The sequence below is a fragment of the Achromobacter kerstersii genome, from assembly GCF_902859595.1.
Taxonomy (GTDB): domain Bacteria; phylum Pseudomonadota; class Gammaproteobacteria; order Burkholderiales; family Burkholderiaceae_B; genus Achromobacter; species Achromobacter kerstersii.
On sequence record NZ_CADIJQ010000001.1, the window covers coordinates 1,161,763 to 1,176,957 of the forward strand.

The 15,195-nt window shown below is 64.3% G+C and carries 11 protein-coding genes and 1 pseudogene; 7 read left to right on the forward strand and 5 right to left on the reverse strand.

Annotated features, from left to right (window positions below):
- Positions 1-156 precede the first annotated feature (156 nt).
- Positions 157-1,596 (reverse strand): annotated as a pseudogene (locus HV765_RS05060) (methyl-accepting chemotaxis protein); the annotation flags it as partial.
- Between the two features lie 222 nt (positions 1,597-1,818).
- On the opposite strand from HV765_RS05060, the gene HV765_RS05065 reads away from it, so the two are divergent.
- A complete protein-coding gene (locus HV765_RS05065; protein WP_054421889.1) occupies positions 1,819-2,979 on the forward strand; it encodes an acyl-CoA dehydrogenase family protein in 1,161 nt (386 codons plus the stop codon).
- 17 nt (positions 2,980-2,996) lie between these two features.
- Positions 2,997-4,379: an MmgE/PrpD family protein gene (locus HV765_RS05070; protein ID WP_175169016.1), complete on the forward strand. Its 1,383-nt coding sequence runs from the start codon at positions 2,997-2,999 to the stop codon at positions 4,377-4,379.
- A gap of 99 nt (positions 4,380-4,478) precedes the next feature.
- Here the strand turns inward: HV765_RS05070 and rph are convergent, their stop codons facing one another.
- Positions 4,479-5,213, reverse strand: coding sequence for a ribonuclease PH (gene rph / locus HV765_RS05075; protein WP_054421880.1), 735 nt, complete (start codon positions 5,211-5,213; stop codon positions 4,479-4,481).
- Positions 5,214-5,322: 109 nt separating this feature from the next.
- On the opposite strand from rph, the gene HV765_RS05080 reads away from it, so the two are divergent.
- Both HV765_RS05080 and HV765_RS05085 read left to right on the forward strand, forming a co-directional pair.
- A complete protein-coding gene (locus HV765_RS05080; RefSeq protein ID WP_175169017.1) occupies positions 5,323-6,255 on the forward strand; it encodes a YicC/YloC family endoribonuclease in 933 nt (310 codons plus the stop codon).
- 145 nt (positions 6,256-6,400) lie between these two features.
- On the forward strand, positions 6,401-7,318 hold the full coding sequence (locus HV765_RS05085) for a LysR family transcriptional regulator (RefSeq protein WP_175169018.1): 918 nt from the start codon (positions 6,401-6,403) through the stop codon (positions 7,316-7,318).
- An 84-nt stretch (positions 7,319-7,402) separates the two neighbouring features.
- Here the strand turns inward: HV765_RS05085 and HV765_RS05090 are convergent, their stop codons facing one another.
- The gene (locus tag HV765_RS05090; protein WP_254600452.1) at positions 7,403-8,965 is read right to left on the reverse strand and encodes an amino acid permease; all 1,563 of its coding nucleotides are present in this window, start codon (positions 8,963-8,965) and stop codon (positions 7,403-7,405) included.
- Between the two features lie 131 nt (positions 8,966-9,096).
- Positions 9,097-10,596 carry an AMP nucleosidase gene (locus HV765_RS05095; RefSeq protein WP_391567747.1) on the reverse strand — a complete coding sequence of 500 codons (1,500 nt, stop codon included), beginning with the start codon at positions 10,594-10,596 and terminating at the stop codon, positions 9,097-9,099.
- Positions 10,597-10,749: 153 nt separating this feature from the next.
- Between HV765_RS05095 and HV765_RS05100 the strand changes: the two genes are divergently transcribed.
- From HV765_RS05100 to HV765_RS05110, 3 genes are all read left to right on the forward strand, one after another.
- Entirely contained in the window at positions 10,750-11,103 is a 354-nt protein-coding gene (locus tag HV765_RS05100; protein WP_175169019.1) for a hypothetical protein, read from the forward strand.
- 61 nt (positions 11,104-11,164) lie between these two features.
- On the forward strand, positions 11,165-13,324 hold the full coding sequence (locus HV765_RS05105; protein WP_175169020.1) for a TonB-dependent receptor: 2,160 nt from the start codon (positions 11,165-11,167) through the stop codon (positions 13,322-13,324).
- Positions 13,325-13,541: 217 nt separating this feature from the next.
- Complete coding sequence (locus tag HV765_RS05110; protein ID WP_054421875.1) at positions 13,542-14,141, forward strand: C40 family peptidase; 600 nt, start codon at positions 13,542-13,544, stop codon at positions 14,139-14,141.
- A 110-nt stretch (positions 14,142-14,251) separates the two neighbouring features.
- Here the strand turns inward: HV765_RS05110 and HV765_RS05115 are convergent, their stop codons facing one another.
- The gene (locus HV765_RS05115) at positions 14,252-15,022 is read right to left on the reverse strand and encodes an SDR family oxidoreductase (protein WP_054421873.1); all 771 of its coding nucleotides are present in this window, start codon (positions 15,020-15,022) and stop codon (positions 14,252-14,254) included.
- Positions 15,023-15,195: the final 173 nt, after the last annotated feature.

Genomic DNA, 15,195 nt, shown 5'->3' on the forward strand with positions numbered 1-15,195 from the left:
TGCCGCGTGCACGGCAGCCGCATTCTGCGCAGCCTGCGCAATCTGAAACACCGCCACGGCACGGCGCAGGCCTTGCGCCTGGATTTCCAGCGCGGCAGCGGCGGCCGCAGTCTGCTCGACCATGGCGGCGTTTTCCTGCGTGGACCGTTCGATGTCGGCCACCGCGTCATTCACCGACGCAATGCCCGCCGCCTGTTCGGCCGTGGCGCTGGAAATTTCGGCCACGATCTGCGTCACGCGGTCCACCGACACCACCATGTCGCGCATGGTGTCGCCCGCCAGGTTCACCTGACGCACGCCCGCCTCGACGCGCGCGGCCGAGTCTTCGATCAAGCCCTTGATTTCTTTGGCGGCCTGCGCGCTACGCTGCGCCAGCGAGCGCACTTCGCCCGCCACGACGGCAAAGCCTTTGCCTTGTTCGCCGGCGCGCGCCGCTTCCACCGCCGCGTTCAGCGCCAGGATGTTGGTTTGAAAGGCAATGCTGTCGACCACGCCCACGATCTCGCCGATGCGGCGCGCGCTGTCGGCAATGCCCTGCATGCTTTGCACGACCTCATCCACCGCTTGCCCGCCGCGTTGCGCCAGTTGGGTGGCGCTTTCGGCCTGCCGGCTGGCCAGGTCGGCATTGCCTGCCGTCATCTGCACCGTGTGCGCCAGTTGCGTCATATTGGCGGCGGCCTCTTGCAGCGAACCGGCCTGGCGCGCGGTACGGTCGGACATGTCTGCCCCGCCCGCAGCGATTTCGCCCGAGCCCGTGTGGATTTCTTCAACGCCATGGCGTACCGAGGCCACCGCCGCCGACAGGCCCGTCTGCATGCGGCGCATGGCGGAATACAGCACGCCGATTTCGTTGTCGCCGCGCGTGGCGATGGCGCCGGTCAGGTCGCCGTCGGCGATGCGGTCGAAGTGCGCACCGGCTTCGTTCAACGGACGCAGAATGCTGCGGCGAAACGCCAGGCGGATCAACACGGCCAGCAACAGCACCAGCCCCAGCACACCTGCCGCCACGAGAATCACGCGCTCCAGCGTTTGGCTGGCGTCCGCCACGGCCGCCTGGCCCTGGTCACGCGAATAGGTCTGATAAGCGTCCGCTTGCTTCACATACGCCGCACCGCTCACGGGCAGCGCCTTGTCCACCAGCCGATTCACTTCGATCCCGTTCCAGCCCTGGATGGCCTTTTGCATGGGGGCCAGTGTCTGGTCGGCAAACGCGGTGTAAGCCGTCAGCACCTGTTCAAACAACGGCCCGCCCTGCTCGCTCGTGTCCGGGTTGCCGCGCAGCCGCGCCAGGCTGGCTGCGGCTTGCTTCAACAGCGCATCCGCTTGCGCCAGGGATTGATTGCGCGCGTCTTCCAGGCCGCCTTCCATGCCGGTCTTGGCGTCCGTCAGCGCGGCGCGCGCCTGGAACAAGCGGCTGGTCATGTCGGCCAGGTCGCTGGCCCGTTCGATGCTGCCCCGGCCCAAGGCCTCGATGTCGGCGCGGTTGTCGCGCAGGACGGCGATGCCGGCAGCGGCCGCTACTGCGAACAGCACCACAAACAACGCCAGAATGGCGGAAACCGCCGTGGTGACCCTGAGATTTTTACGCATATCCATCCGTGTGTAGCCTGGCGCCTGGGCGCAGTGCTACGGATTATGGACACGCAGTTTGGCAATTTCTTGACACAACCTGGCCGCCGCCATGACGAACGCCGGTCATGAAACTGCGCTTTTGCGAACAGGAACCCCGTATTAAGGAATTGTGAATTGGCAGGGCCGCGCCCTTGCGGCACATTCGATGCTGTACCGAACCCTTACTTACCTCATATCAGCAGCCCTATGCCCAACGCCTCTCACGCTTATCAGGACATCCGCGAAGCCGTGCGCGACCTTTGCGCCCAATTCCCCTCCGAGTATTTCCGCAAGATCGACGAAGAACGCGGCTATCCCGAAGACTTTGTCCGCGCGTTGACCGAGGCCGGCTGGCTGGCTGCACTGATTCCGCAGGAATACGGCGGCTCGGGTCTGGGCCTGACGGAAGCCTCCGTCATCATGGAAGAAATCAACCGCAGCGGCGGCAACTCGGGCGCCTGCCACGGCCAGATGTACAACATGGGCACGCTGCTGCGCCATGGTTCCGAAGCGCAGAAACGCGAATATCTGCCGCGCATTGCGGCCGGCGAATTGCGCCTGCAATCCATGGGCGTCACCGAGCCCACCACCGGCACCGACACCACCAAGATCAAGACCACCGCCGTGCGCCGTGGCGACCGCTACGTCATCAATGGCCAAAAGGTCTGGATTTCGCGCGTGCAGCATTCCGACCTGATGATTCTGCTGGCGCGCACCACGCCGCTGGACCAGGTCACGCGCAAGTCCGAAGGCATGTCGATCTTCCTGGTGGACCTGCATCATGCAGTGAAACACGGCATGGCGATCCGCCCGATTCCGAACATGGTCAACCACGAGACCAACGAGCTGTTCTTCGACAACCTGGAAATTCCGGTCGAAAACCTGATCGGCGAAGAAGGCAAAGGCTTCAAATACATTCTTGACGGCCTGAACGCCGAACGCACGCTGATTGCCGCCGAGTGCATCGGCGACGGCTACTGGTTCGTGGACAAGGTCACCGCCTACGCCAAGGAACGCATGGTGTTCGGCCGCCCGATCGGCCAGAACCAGGGCGTGCAATTCCCCATTGCGCGCGCCCACATCAACGTGGAAGCCGCCAGCCTGATGCGCTATGAAGCGTGCCGCCTGTTTGACGCGCACGAGCCTTGCGGCGCGCAAGCCAACATGGCCAAGCTGCTGGCCGCCGACGCATCGTGGGAAGCCGCCAACGCCTGCCTGCAATTCCATGGCGGCTTTGGCTTTGCCACCGAGTACGACGTCGAACGCAAGTTCCGCGAGACCCGGCTGTATCAGGTGGCGCCCATCTCCACCAACCTGATCCTGTCCTACGTCGCCGAACACATCCTGGGCTTGCCCCGTTCCTTCTGACACCAGGCCATCCGCTCATGACCGCTACTCAAGATACGCCCCACCTTAGCGCCGGCCTTGCGGCCTTTGCCGCGAACTTGCGCTACGAAGATATCCCCGCGCCGGTATTGCGCCGCGCCGAAGATTTGCTGTTGGACTGCCTGGCGTCGATTCTGGCGGGCGCCTCGGCGCGCGCCGTGCAAGCCATCGACCGCTACGCGGCAGCGATGGGCCCCACGGAAGGCCCAAGCGAAGTGCTGATCACGCGCCGCCGCACCAGCCCCCTGTTTGCCGCCATGGTCAATGCCGCCGCCGCGCACGTGGTGGAACAGGACGACGTTCATAACGGCTCGGTGTTCCATCCCGCCGCGGTCGTCTTCCCGCCCGCACTGGCGGTGGCGCAGGCGCTGGGCAGCTCGGGCCGCGACCTGCTCGTGGCCGCCGTCGCCGGGTACGAAGTGGGTATCCGCGTTGGTGAATTCCTGGGCCGTTCGCACTACAAAATCTTCCACACGACGGGCACGGCGGGCACGCTGGCCGCTGCCGTGACGGTGGGCCGCTTGTTGAAGCTGACGCCCGAGCAGATGCTGCACGCGCTGGGTTCCGCCGGCACGCAGGCCGCCGGCCTGTGGGAATTTTTGCGTGACGCCGCCGACTCCAAGCAACTGCACACGGCGAAAGCCGCCGCTGACGGCATCACCGCAGCCTATCTGGCACGCGAAGGCTTCACCGGCGCACGCCACATTCTGGAAGGCCCGCAAGGCATGGCGGCCGGCATGTCCACCGATGCCGACCCGTCCAAGCTGTGCGACCGCCTGGGCGAACGCTGGGCGCTGGCCGAGACCTCGTTCAAGTTCCATGCGTCGTGTCGCCACACGCACCCCGCCGCCGACGCGCTGCAACAAGCGCTGCGCGACAACAAGCTGACGGAAGCCGATGTGGAACGCGTGGTGGCCCACGTGCATCAGGGCGCCATCGACGTGCTGGGGCCGGTCGTCAACCCGCAGACGGTGCATCAGTCCAAGTTTTCGATGGGCACGGTGCTGGCGCTGATCGCGCGCAAAGGCCGCGCTGGGCTTGCCGAGTTCGATGCGGGGTTGGACGACCCGGCCGTTGCGGCGTTTCGCGGCAAGGTCGACATGGTGCTGGACCCGGAAGTCGACAGTGCCTATCCGCAGCGCTGGATTGGCAAGGTCACCGTCACCACGCGCGACGGCCGCACGCTGCACGGCCGCGTGGACGAACCGAAGGGCGACCCCGGCAACACGCTCAGCCGTGCCGAGATCGAAGACAAGACGCTCAGCCTGGGCCGTTACGCGGATGCGGCAACGGAACAGGAACTGCGCGGCCTGATCGACACGATCTGGGGGCTTGAGCAGGTACAGAAGGTGGGGATGTTGCTGGCGCACAAGGGCGCGTGACGATACGCTTTTGCTGACACGCAATGACAAACAGCCGCTTTTCCGCGGCTGTTTGTCATTGGGCGAGAAAACGCCGCGTGGTCAGGTTCAACGCATGCGTCAGACCAATGCTGCGCGCTGCGCCCGAACCAGGCTGGCAATACCGCCTTCGGCCAGCACCAGCATCGTGTCCAATTCAGCACGCGTGAAGGTCGCGCCCTCGCCGGTGCCTTGCACTTCAACAAAGGCGCCGCTGCCCGTCATGATGACGTTCACATCGGCGTCGCAGGCCGAGTCTTCGGCGTAATCCAAATCCAGTACCGAACGGCCTTGCACCAGGCCCACCGACACCGCAGCCACCGCGTCGCGGATCGGATTCACGGCCAGGTCGCCACGCTTCATCAGCAACGCCACGGCGTCAGCCGCTGCGACCCATGCGCCGGTGATACTGGCGCAGCGCGTGCCGCCATCGGCTTGCAACACGTCGCAGTCCAGATGCAGCGTGCGTTCGCCCAGCGCCTTCATATCGAACACGGCGCGCAGGCTGCGGCCGATCAGGCGCTGGATTTCCTGCGTGCGGCCACTTTGCTTGCCGCGTGCGGCTTCGCGGTCGCCGCGCGTGTGTGTGGCGCGCGGCAGCATGCCGTATTCCGCCGTGACCCAGCCTTCGCCCTTGCCCTTCAGAAAAGGCGGCACTTTTTCAAGCACGCTGGCCGTGCACAGCACGTGGGTGTTGCCGGCCTTCACCAGCACCGACCCTTCGGCGTAGCGCGTGAAGCCGCGCTCCAGGCTGAACGGGCGCAATTCATCAACAGCGCGGCCGGACGGACGGGCGATGGTGGGCAGTGTGGTCACAGGCAGACTCCAGACAGGAACATTGATTCGCGGCATTGTACGGGGTGGCGCCGCAGGAAATCGCCGCTTGGAGTATCCTGCCGCGATATATCACCAGGAAACGCACATCATGATTCGCAGCATGACCGCCTTCGGCAACGCCCGAGCAGACCTAGAACAAGGCACGCTTGCCATCGAACTGCGCAGCGTCAACAGCCGCTTTCTTGACCTGTACTTCCGCCTGCCCGATGAATTGCGGCACGTGGAAACGCCCTTGCGCGAATTGCTGACCGCCAACCTGGCGCGCGGCAAGGTCGAGATCCGGGTTTCGTTCACGCGCAACGCCAGCACCGACCTGTCCAAGCTGGACCCGACCTGGCTGGAAAGCCTGGCGGAACAACTGCAAGCCGCGCGCCGCATCGTCCCCGATATCGCCCCGCCCCGTCTGGTGGAGTTGTTCAATTGGCCCGGCCAACGCGGCAACGACGCGCTGGACCCGCAGATCTGGGGCGCCGCTTGCCTGCAAGCGGCCCAGCAAGCGCTGACGCAATTGCAGGAAGGCCGCGCACGCGAAGGCGACCGCCTGGCCGAAATGATGCGTGAATGCGCGGACGGTGTCGCGCGTGTCGTCGATATCGTGCAAACCCACCTGCCCCAGCTGCTGGCCGACCATCGCGACAAGCTGGCCGCGAAACTGCGCGAAAGCGTGGAATCCGCCTTCCCCGGCGGCTTCACGCATATTTCGGGCACGGAGTTGTCCGAGCGCTTGTCGCAGGAAGCCAACTTGTTTGCGCTGCGCATTGATGTGGCCGAAGAGTTGTCGCGCCTGCGCTCGCACCTTGAAGAACTGCGTCACCTGCTGACGGACGGCGGCGGCAAGGCCGTGTCAGGCAAGAAGAACGCGGGCAGCGCAGGCAAGCGCCTGGACTTCCTGTTCCAGGAAATGAACCGCGAAGCCAACACGCTGGGTTCCAAGGCCGGCAGCATGGAAGTCACCCGCGCCGCCATGGACTTGAAACTGCTTATTGAGCAGATGCGTGAACAGGCGCAAAACATCGAGTAATGCGCGGGCGTTTCTGACACATTCGTGACAAACGAGGGCCGCTATCGCGGCCCTCGTTGCATTCCAGACTTTTCCTATTCGTCGAACGTTCGCAGCGTGGTGTCATGGCGGGTTTATTTTAGGGTTCGACTAATCAGGAATCGCCATGTTCCGCAAGACCTTTCTGCCGCCCGTCGCCAACCTGCTCGCCTTCGAGGCAGTCGCGCGGCGCAACAGCGTATCCCGCGCGGCGGATGAGCTGCACTTGACGCAAAGCGCTGTCTCACGCCAGATCCATCAACTTGAAACGCAGTTGGGCGTCACGATGTTCCATCGCGTGCGCCAACGCGTCGTACTCAGCGAAGCCGGCCGGGCTTATGCCGCTGAAGTCCGCATTCTGCTGCACCAATTGTCCGACGCCACGCGCCGCACCATGGCTTGCACGCAGCGCGATGAACTCAATCTGGCGGTGCTGCCCACCCTGGGCACGCGCTGGTTGATTCCGCGCTTGGGGGATTTCATGGCGCTCAAGCCCGAGGTCACCATCAATTTCACCTCGCGCACGCTGCCTTTCGAATTTTCCAAAGAACCCTTCGATGCGGCCATACACTTTGGCGCACCCGACTGGGCCGGCGCGGTCTGCGAATACCTGATGCATGAAGAAGTCATCGTGGTGTGCAGCCCCGCGCTTCAACGGCTGCATCGCATCCGGCAGATTGCCGACCTGAGCGGCGTCGTGCTGCTGCACCAGATGTCGCGCGCAGCGCAATGGGCGTCGTGGCTGGAACAACATGGGGCGAACACCGCGCAGGCCCTGCGCGGCCCGCAATTCGAGCAGGTGGCGATGCTGGCACAAGCCGCCGCATCGGGGTTGGGCGCTGCCCTGCTGCCCCGCTTCCTGGTGGAGCGCGAGCTCAGCAGCGGTGAATTGATCCAGCTATTCCCGCAGGCCCTGAACAGCACCGACGCGTATTACTTCGTCTACCCCCAGTCCCTGGCCCAAGCCCCGCTGGTGCGTGAGTTTGGGGCCTGGATACTGGGGCAGTGCCGCACGCCCGCGGACGTGCCGCAGGCGCACGCTTAACGGGCCTCGCCTTAAAGGGCCGCGCTTTAACGGGCCAGGCTTTAAGGGCCTCGGATTAGCGGGCCTTGGCTAGCGGGCCTCGGCTTAACGGGCCTCGCCGGCTGCGGGTTCGCCGCGCAATGCGGAATCCAGATACTGGCTACGGGCGCGCGCATCCGGGAAGCGCATGTCGCGATAGCTGACAAAGCGCGACCCGCGCGTCAGCCGGTATCCCAGCCAGATCAGCAGGAACAACGGAATGCCAATGTAGGTGGCGACGACGCCGCCCCAATCGATCCGGTCTTGCAGGAACGCCTGGTAGTTCTGGCCCAGCGTGATGATCAGGCACAGCACAAAAGCGAAGATGGGGCCGAACGGGAAGAACGGCGACACATAGGGCAAGTCCGCCAGGTTATGGCCTTGCTTCACATAGCCACGACGGAAACGGTAGTGGCTGATCGCGATGCCCAACCAGGCGATGAAGCCCGTCATGCCGGATGTATTCAACAGCCAGATGTACACGGCGTTCGGGCTGAAGATGAACGTGAAGAAGCACAGCGCCGCGACGACCGTCGTCGCCAACAGCGCCCACAGCGGCACGCCATTACGCGAAATACGGCCAAAAATGCGCGGCGCCTTGCCATCGCGCGCCAGGCTGTAGAGCATCCGCGTCGCGGCATACATGCCGGAGTTGCCCGCCGACAGCACGGATGTCAGCACCACGGCATTCATGACTGACGCCGCCCCCAGCAGGCCGGCGCGTTCGAAAATGAGCGCGAACGGGCTGACGCTGATGTCCTCGACATCGTTGCGCAGCAAGTGGGGGTCCGTATAGGGAATCAACAGGCCGATCACCAGGATGGCCATCACGTAGAACAGCAAAATGCGCCAGAACACCTGACGCACCGCACGCGGCAGGTTGCGGGCCGGGTCTTTGGATTCGCCAGCGGCGATGCCGATCAGCTCGGTGCCCTGGAACGAAAAACCCACCACCATGGCCACGCCGATCAAGGCCGCGAAGCCGCCCGCAAATGGCGCATCGCCTACGGTCCAGTTGGCGACGCCACCGGTTTCGCCCCCGCGAATGATGCCCAGCAGCATCATCACGCCCATCGCCACAAAGCCCAGCACGGCCACCACCTTGATCAGCGCGAACCAGAATTCGGCTTCGCCGAAACCGCGCGCCGACATGGCGTTCAGGCCAAAGGTAATGGCCAGGAACAAGGCGCTCCAGTAGAAGCCCGGCACGTCGGGGAACCAGTACGCCATGACAAGCTGCGCCGCCACCAGATCGACCGCGACCGTAACGGCCCAGTTGTACCAATAGTTCCAGCCCAGCGCGAAGCCGAAGCCGTCTTCCACGTAGCGTGCGCCGTAGGTCGAAAACGAGCCCGATACCGGCATGGCGGCGGCGAGTTCGCCCAGGCTGGTCATCAGGAAATAGACCATGATGCCGATCAGCACGTAGCCCAGCAGCGCGCCGCCGGGGCCCGCCTTGGCGATCGTCGCGCCGGATGCCACGAACAGGCCGGTCCCGATGGACCCGCCCACGGCGATCATCGTCAGGTGGCGCGCCGACAAGGTGCGGCGCAGTTCGGAAGGCGCTTGCGCCTTCGTCGCGTGCGCGCCGCCCGCGCGGCGGTCATCGTGTTCCGATGGAGACAACATGCATTCCTTAACGTCATGAAAGGCCCCGCGCGAACCGGCGCGCGCAGCCTCGGGATTACCAAACAACGCGCGAGGATAGCGCAAACGGCCCCGTCACGAAAAATGACGGGGCTCGGGGGACGCATCAGCGTTTATTGAAACGCTGTTTCCATGAAGGTGCGCAGCTTGCGCGAATGCAGGCGTTCCGGCGGCATGTCGCGCAGCCGTTCCAGCGCCCGGATACCAATTTCCAGATGCTGGTTGACCTGCCGGCGATAGAACACGCTGGCCATGCCCGGCAGCTTCAATTCGCCGTGCAGGGGTTTGTCAGACACGCAAAGCAAGGTGCCATACGGCACGCGGAAGCGGAACCCGTTGGCCGCGATGGTGGCGGATTCCATGTCCAGCGCAATGGCGCGCGACTGCGCGAAACGCTCGACCAGTTCAACGTGATCGCGCAATTCCCAGTTGCGGTTGTCGATGGTGGCGACGGTGCCTGTGCGCATGATGCGCTTCAGATCCCAGCCCGACAGGCCGGCCACTTCTTCCACCGCCTGTTCCAGCGCCACCTGCACTTCAGCCAGCGCCGGCACGGGCACCCAGGTGGGCAGGTCGGCATCCAGCACGTGGTCTTCGCGCACATAACCATGCGCCAGCACGTAGTCGCCCAGCCGCTGGGAGTCTCGCAGGCCGGCGCAATGGCCCAGCATCAGCCACGCATGCGGACGCAGCACGGCGATGTGGTCGGTGATGGTCTTGGCGTTTGACGGCCCCACGCCGATATTGACGAGCGTGATGCCGGAATGGTCGCCACGCACCAGGTGGTACGCGGGCATTTGCGGCAGGCGCGTGGCATGGGCTTCGTCGCCTGGGCCGCTTTCACCCCGGCGCGTGATGCGGTTGCCCGGCTCGACCAGCATTTCGTAGTCTTCGTTGCCGCTGGCCATCAGCGCGCGCGCCCGGGCGCAGAACTCGTCGACATAGAACTGGTAGTTCGTGAACAGGACGAAATTCTGGAAATGCGCAGGCGCGGTGGATGTGTAGTGCTGCAAGCGGTGCAGCGAGTAATCCACGCGCTGCGCAGTAAACGGGGCCAATGGCTTGGGCTCGCCCTCCTTGCCGCGCCACGATCCGTTGACGATGGCGTCGTCGGTGACGGCCAGGTCGGGCACATCGAAAAGGTCGCGCAAGGGGCGCTTCAGCGCTTCCAGGTGTTCGCCTTCGACATAGGCGCCTTCGGGGAAGGCAAAGTGCAAGGGGATGGGGGAATCGGATTCGCCGACTTCCACGGCAACGCGGTGGTTCTGCAATAACTGGCCGACCTGCTCGATCAGGTAATCGCGGAACAGTTCGGGTTGGGTGATGGTGGTCTGGTAGATGCCGGGTTCGGCCACATGGCCGTAGGACAGGCGCGTATCGATCGGGTCGTACGTTTCAACCACGATGCGGATGGCCGGGTAGTAAGCGCGGGCGCGTTCACGGCCGTTGCCGGAACCCTTCAGCACTTCACGGAAGGCCGCCCGCAGAAAGGCCGTATTGCGCGCGTAGATTTCGGCCAGCCGGTCGACCGCGGCGCGGGCGTCTTGGAAGGGCTCAAAGGGCAGCGCGTCGGGCCGGTTCATCGAAGACAAGGGGTGAACTGCATTCATCATTGAGCTTTACTCCGCTTTCTTGTCTGCCGATTATGCCCGAGGCGGCGAATCATGAAGTGCCATATTCGGGCACGCTTCGGGTACGCCAGCGTCGCCAATGATAAGGAAACAATATATCATTCCGTTTTTCTGTTTTTCGTCCCGCCCTGCTCCATGCCGTTTTCGCCAGGCCACCGCCGCAACACCCCGCCGCGCTTGACGCGATGGGGCGTGCTGGCTTGGCTGTGCCTTTGCCTGCTGCTGTCCCCGGTGGGCAGCCTGCACCATGCGTTGACGCATCTGGGCGAACCTCCCGCGGCCAGTCAGGACGATGCCCATCCCCATGAAAAGTTGGGGCATTGCGACCTGTGCCAGCTCTGGGACTTGCTGGACGCCACGCTACCGTCTGCGTTCGAATGGGCGGTGGGCGACGCCCCCCACGCACACCCAGCGCGCCCTTTGCCAGCCGGCGCCATCGCCATCGGCAGCACCTGGTTTCAATCCCGCGCCCCGCCCGTCCAGGGCTGAAATCCGTCGTCTTCCCTGATTTCTATCTGCCGGCCTTGAGCCGGCGCCCTGGATTCCCACTATGAATTTCCCCACCTTCCCCGCCCGGGCAGGCGTGCCGCTGCGCGTCTTTGGTTTGCGCCCCGTCGTGCTTGCCTGCTTGTCCGCCTTGCGCGTCGTGCTGCCCTCTGCGCTGCCCTCTGCGCTGCCCATTGCGCTACCCATTGCCCTGCCCTTTGTCTTCCTAGCGACGGCTCACGCGCAGTCCGCTTCCGACACAACAACGCTATCGCCCGTCGTCATCACCGCGAACCCGCTGGGCAGCGACGCGCTGGCCTCACCCACCAGCGTGCTGCAAGGCCAGGCGCTGGACTTGCGGCGCGGCTCCAATTTGGGCGAAACGCTGAACGGCTTGCCCGGCGTGTCCACCACCAGCTACGGCCCCATGGTGGGCCGCCCCATCATCCGGGGGCTGGACGGCGACCGCATCCGCCTGCTGAACAACGGCGTGGGCACGCTGGACGCCTCTTCGCTATCGTTTGACCATGCCGTGCCGCAAGATCCGCTGTCGACCAACCGCGTCGAAATTCTGCGCGGCCCTGCTGTATTGCTCTATGGCGGCAATGCCATCGGCGGGGTCGTCAACACCTTGGACAACCGCATTCCCACCGAACCCATCGACGGCATCCATGGCGATGTGGGCGGCAGCTACGGCGGCGCCAATAATGACCGCAACGGCGCCGTGCAACTGGAAGGCGGCGACGGCACCTTCGCCCTGCACGCCGACGTGTTCGGCCGCAAGACCGGCACGCTGCGCATCCCCCGCTATGCCCGCACCGCGCAGCAACGCGCCGAAGACGGCCCGGACGCCGATCAGCCCCAAGGCCGCTTGCCCAATAGCGACGGTGAAGCCAGCGGCGGCGCAATTGGGATGTCGTGGACGGGGGAACATGGCTACGGTGGTTTGTCTTACAGCGGCTACGACGCCAACTATGGTTCGGTTGCCGAATCGGACGTGCGCATCAAAATGCACCAGGAACGCGTCGGCCTGGCAGGCGAGCTGCGCGACCTGGATGGCCTGTTCACCAGCGTCAAGCTGAACTTCGCCTATACCGATTACCAGCACAAGGAAATCGAAGACGGCGAAACGGGCACGATCATCAAGAACCGGGGCTATGAAGCGCGCATCGAAGCCCGCCACGCCGACATCGGGCCGCTGCATGGGGTCGTTGGCCTGCAACTGGGCCAGACGCGCTTTTCGGCCTTGGGCGACGAAGCGCTGGTGCCCACCACCGACACCGATTCCGCCGCCCTGTTCGCTTTGGAAGAATGGACGCTGACCGATCGGCTCACCTTGTCGGCTGGCGCCCGCATGGACCACACGCGTTTAAGCCCGGCCGCGGGCGGCAACGACCGCTTTGACGATTCCGGCCGCCGCAGCTTCAATGCAGGCAGCTTTTCGCTGGGCGGCATCTACAAGCTGACGCCGCTGTGGTCGCTGGCCGCCAACGCCGCCTACACCGAACGCGCGCCCACGTTCTACGAGCTGTACGCCAACGGCCCCCACGCGGCGACCGGCCAATACCTGGTCGGCGACCAGAATCTGGGCGAGGAACGCGCCTGGTCGGGCGACTTGTCATTGCGATACAAGAACGACACCGATCACGGCAGCGTGGGCGTCTTCTACAGCAGCTTCGCCAATTACCTGGCGGAAACCAACACCGGGCGCTATCGCAATGATGATGGCGATGTCGTCGCCGCCAGCAGCGACGGCGCGCTGCCAGAAGCGCGCTACCAGGGTGTCTCGGCCCGGCTCTACGGGCTGGAAGCGGAAAACGTGACGCGCATCCTGCAACGCGATGGCCATGCGCTGGACCTGGGGCTGTCGGGCGACTACACGGTCTCTCGCAACCGCGACACGGGCCGGTCGCTGCCACGCATTCCTCCGCTGCGCCTGCGCGTGGCGCTGGACTACGGGTACGGGCCGTTCAGCGCCGGGGTCAGCGTGTCCAAGGCGTTCGCCCAGCATGACCATCCGGCAAACGACACGTCAACGGCGGGCTACTACAGCCTGGACGCCAATGCCGGCTACCGGTTCAAGATGACCGGCGTGCAATGGCAAGCCTACGTGCGCGGCATCAACCTCACGAATCAGGACATCCGCTACGCCACCTCCGTCTTGCGCGATATTGCCCCAGAAGGCGGGCGCGCCGTGATGGTCGGTTTGCGCGGCAGCTTCTGATCCCGACGATTTTTGCTGCGTCCGTTACGTCGCTCCCTAGGGGCGGCGTAACGAAATCGGCCGAATAATGCTGCATTGCACTACAAATGTAATGAAACTTTATTCCACTATAATTTGGCAGCTTCCAGGGCTTATTACGCCCTGGCAACGCCCCTTTCCGCCGGCTTGCCCCCTCAGGCAAAGCCATGCCGCCCACTCCGATTCTTGAAGTGACGTAATGACGCCGCCCACGCGAAAAGTCCGAATTGCCAATTTCAGCATTCCCGTATTTCTGTCAGCGCCCATTCTGGCCCTGACCCTCTCCTGGATACCCGGCGCCGCCCAGGCATCCATTCCCTCAGAGCAAGCCCGCCCGTCGCTCAGCGGCCTGCGCCTGGCGCAAGAGCCCACCGTTCCCACATTGCGTGAACGTGTCGTGCAAGCCGGCCTGGACGCCATCGGCACCCCGTACAGCTGGGGTGGCGACGACGCCGAAGGCTTCGATTGCAGCGGCCTGGTGCTGTATGTATTCCGCGAAATCGCCGGCCTGGAACTGCCCCGCACCGCGCGCGCGCAGCGCAGCGAAGGGCAATCCGTGTCGAACAAGAACCAGCTGCGTCCTGGCGACCTGGTGTTCTTCGCCACGCGCGGCCGTGGTGTCACGTCGCACGTTGGCATCTACATCGGCCAGAACAAATTCGTCCACGCGCCGCGCCGCGGCACCAAGGTGCGCGTCGACGAAATGAAGAACCCCTATTGGACCAAGCGCTATGTCGGCGCGCGGCGTTACCTGGATACGCAACAGCCGGGCCAGATGCTGGCTCAAGCTACGCCTTAAAGCGTCGTCCAGGCTGTCGTCGCGGCGAAAAAAAAGGCGCCTGCCGGGCGCCTTGCGATGGGGGCATCGAAGCCTGCCAAGGGAACATTCCCAGGCAGGCTTTCGCGCGTTCAGCCCCGGCCCACGAAGGGCATGTTCGTCGCCATGATCGTCATGAACTGCACGTTGGCTTCCAGCGGCAGGCGGGCCATGGCGGCAACCGCTTGCGCGACGTGCGCCACATCCATGCGCGGCTCAACCTTGGTGCTGCCATCCGCTTGCAGAATGCCCGCCGCCATGCGCTCGGTCATATCGGTCGCGGCGTTGCCGATATCGATCTGCCCGCAAGCAATGTTGTAGGGCCGGCAATCCAGTGAAATCGACTTGGTCAGCCCGGTCACCGCGTGCTTGGTGGCGGTGTAGGCAATAGAGAACGGGCGCGGTGCGTGCGCCGAAATCGAACCGTTGTTGATGATGCGGCCGCCTTGCGGCGTCTGCGCCTTCATCACGCGGATGGCGGCTTGGGCGCACAGGAACATGCCGGTCAGGTTGGTGTCGACGACTTCGCGCCACACCGCCACCGGCAGTTCTTCGATCGGCATGGCGGGTGCGCCACGGCCGGCATTATTGAACAGCACATCCAGGCGCCCGTATTCACGCTGCGCCGTGTCGAACAGATCGCGAACGGCATTTTCGTCGGACACATCGGTGGGCACCACCAAGGCGCGCACACCATCTTCGCCGGCTGCCGTCCGGGTCGCTTCCAGGGGCTCGCGACGGCGCCCCGCCAACACGACGCGATAGCCCTGCGCCAGCAACTCCAGCGCCACTGCACGCCCAATTCCGGTACCGGCCCCGGTTACCAACGCCACGCGCGGTGGCTCGATCTCGTTCGAATGCATCGGATTCTCCTTGTTATCAATCGGCGAGATGCTACCGCAATCATTCCGGCGATGCTGCAAGCAAACCTTCCAGCAAAGACACAAATGTTCCCGCTACTCGCAAGCAAAAGAAACGCGGATGTGCACCATCCAGCGGCGGATTTCGCGTTGATCTGTCACAAGTCTTTATATAA

Bases quoted from the DNA above. Each gene is read 5' to 3' on its own strand.
- HV765_RS05090 (WP_254600452.1), bottom strand. From the start codon at position 8,965: ATGTTGTCTCCATCGGAACACGATGACCGCCGCGCGGGCGGCGCGCAC.
- HV765_RS05085 (WP_175169018.1), top strand. From the start codon at position 6,401: ATGTTCCGCAAGACCTTTCTGCCGCCCGTCGCCAACCTGCTCGCCTTC.
- HV765_RS05105 (WP_175169020.1), top strand. From the start codon at position 11,165: ATGAATTTCCCCACCTTCCCCGCCCGGGCAGGCGTGCCGCTGCGCGTC.
- HV765_RS05110 (WP_054421875.1), top strand. From the start codon at position 13,542: ATGACGCCGCCCACGCGAAAAGTCCGAATTGCCAATTTCAGCATTCCC.
- HV765_RS05100 (WP_175169019.1), top strand. From the start codon at position 10,750: ATGCCGTTTTCGCCAGGCCACCGCCGCAACACCCCGCCGCGCTTGACG.
- HV765_RS05095 (WP_391567747.1), bottom strand. From the start codon at position 10,596: ATGATGAATGCAGTTCACCCCTTGTCTTCGATGAACCGGCCCGACGCG.
- HV765_RS05115 (WP_054421873.1), bottom strand. From the start codon at position 15,022: ATGCATTCGAACGAGATCGAGCCACCGCGCGTGGCGTTGGTAACCGGG.
- HV765_RS05070 (WP_175169016.1), top strand. From the start codon at position 2,997: ATGACCGCTACTCAAGATACGCCCCACCTTAGCGCCGGCCTTGCGGCC.
- HV765_RS05080 (WP_175169017.1), top strand. From the start codon at position 5,323: ATGATTCGCAGCATGACCGCCTTCGGCAACGCCCGAGCAGACCTAGAA.
- HV765_RS05065 (WP_054421889.1), top strand. From the start codon at position 1,819: ATGCCCAACGCCTCTCACGCTTATCAGGACATCCGCGAAGCCGTGCGC.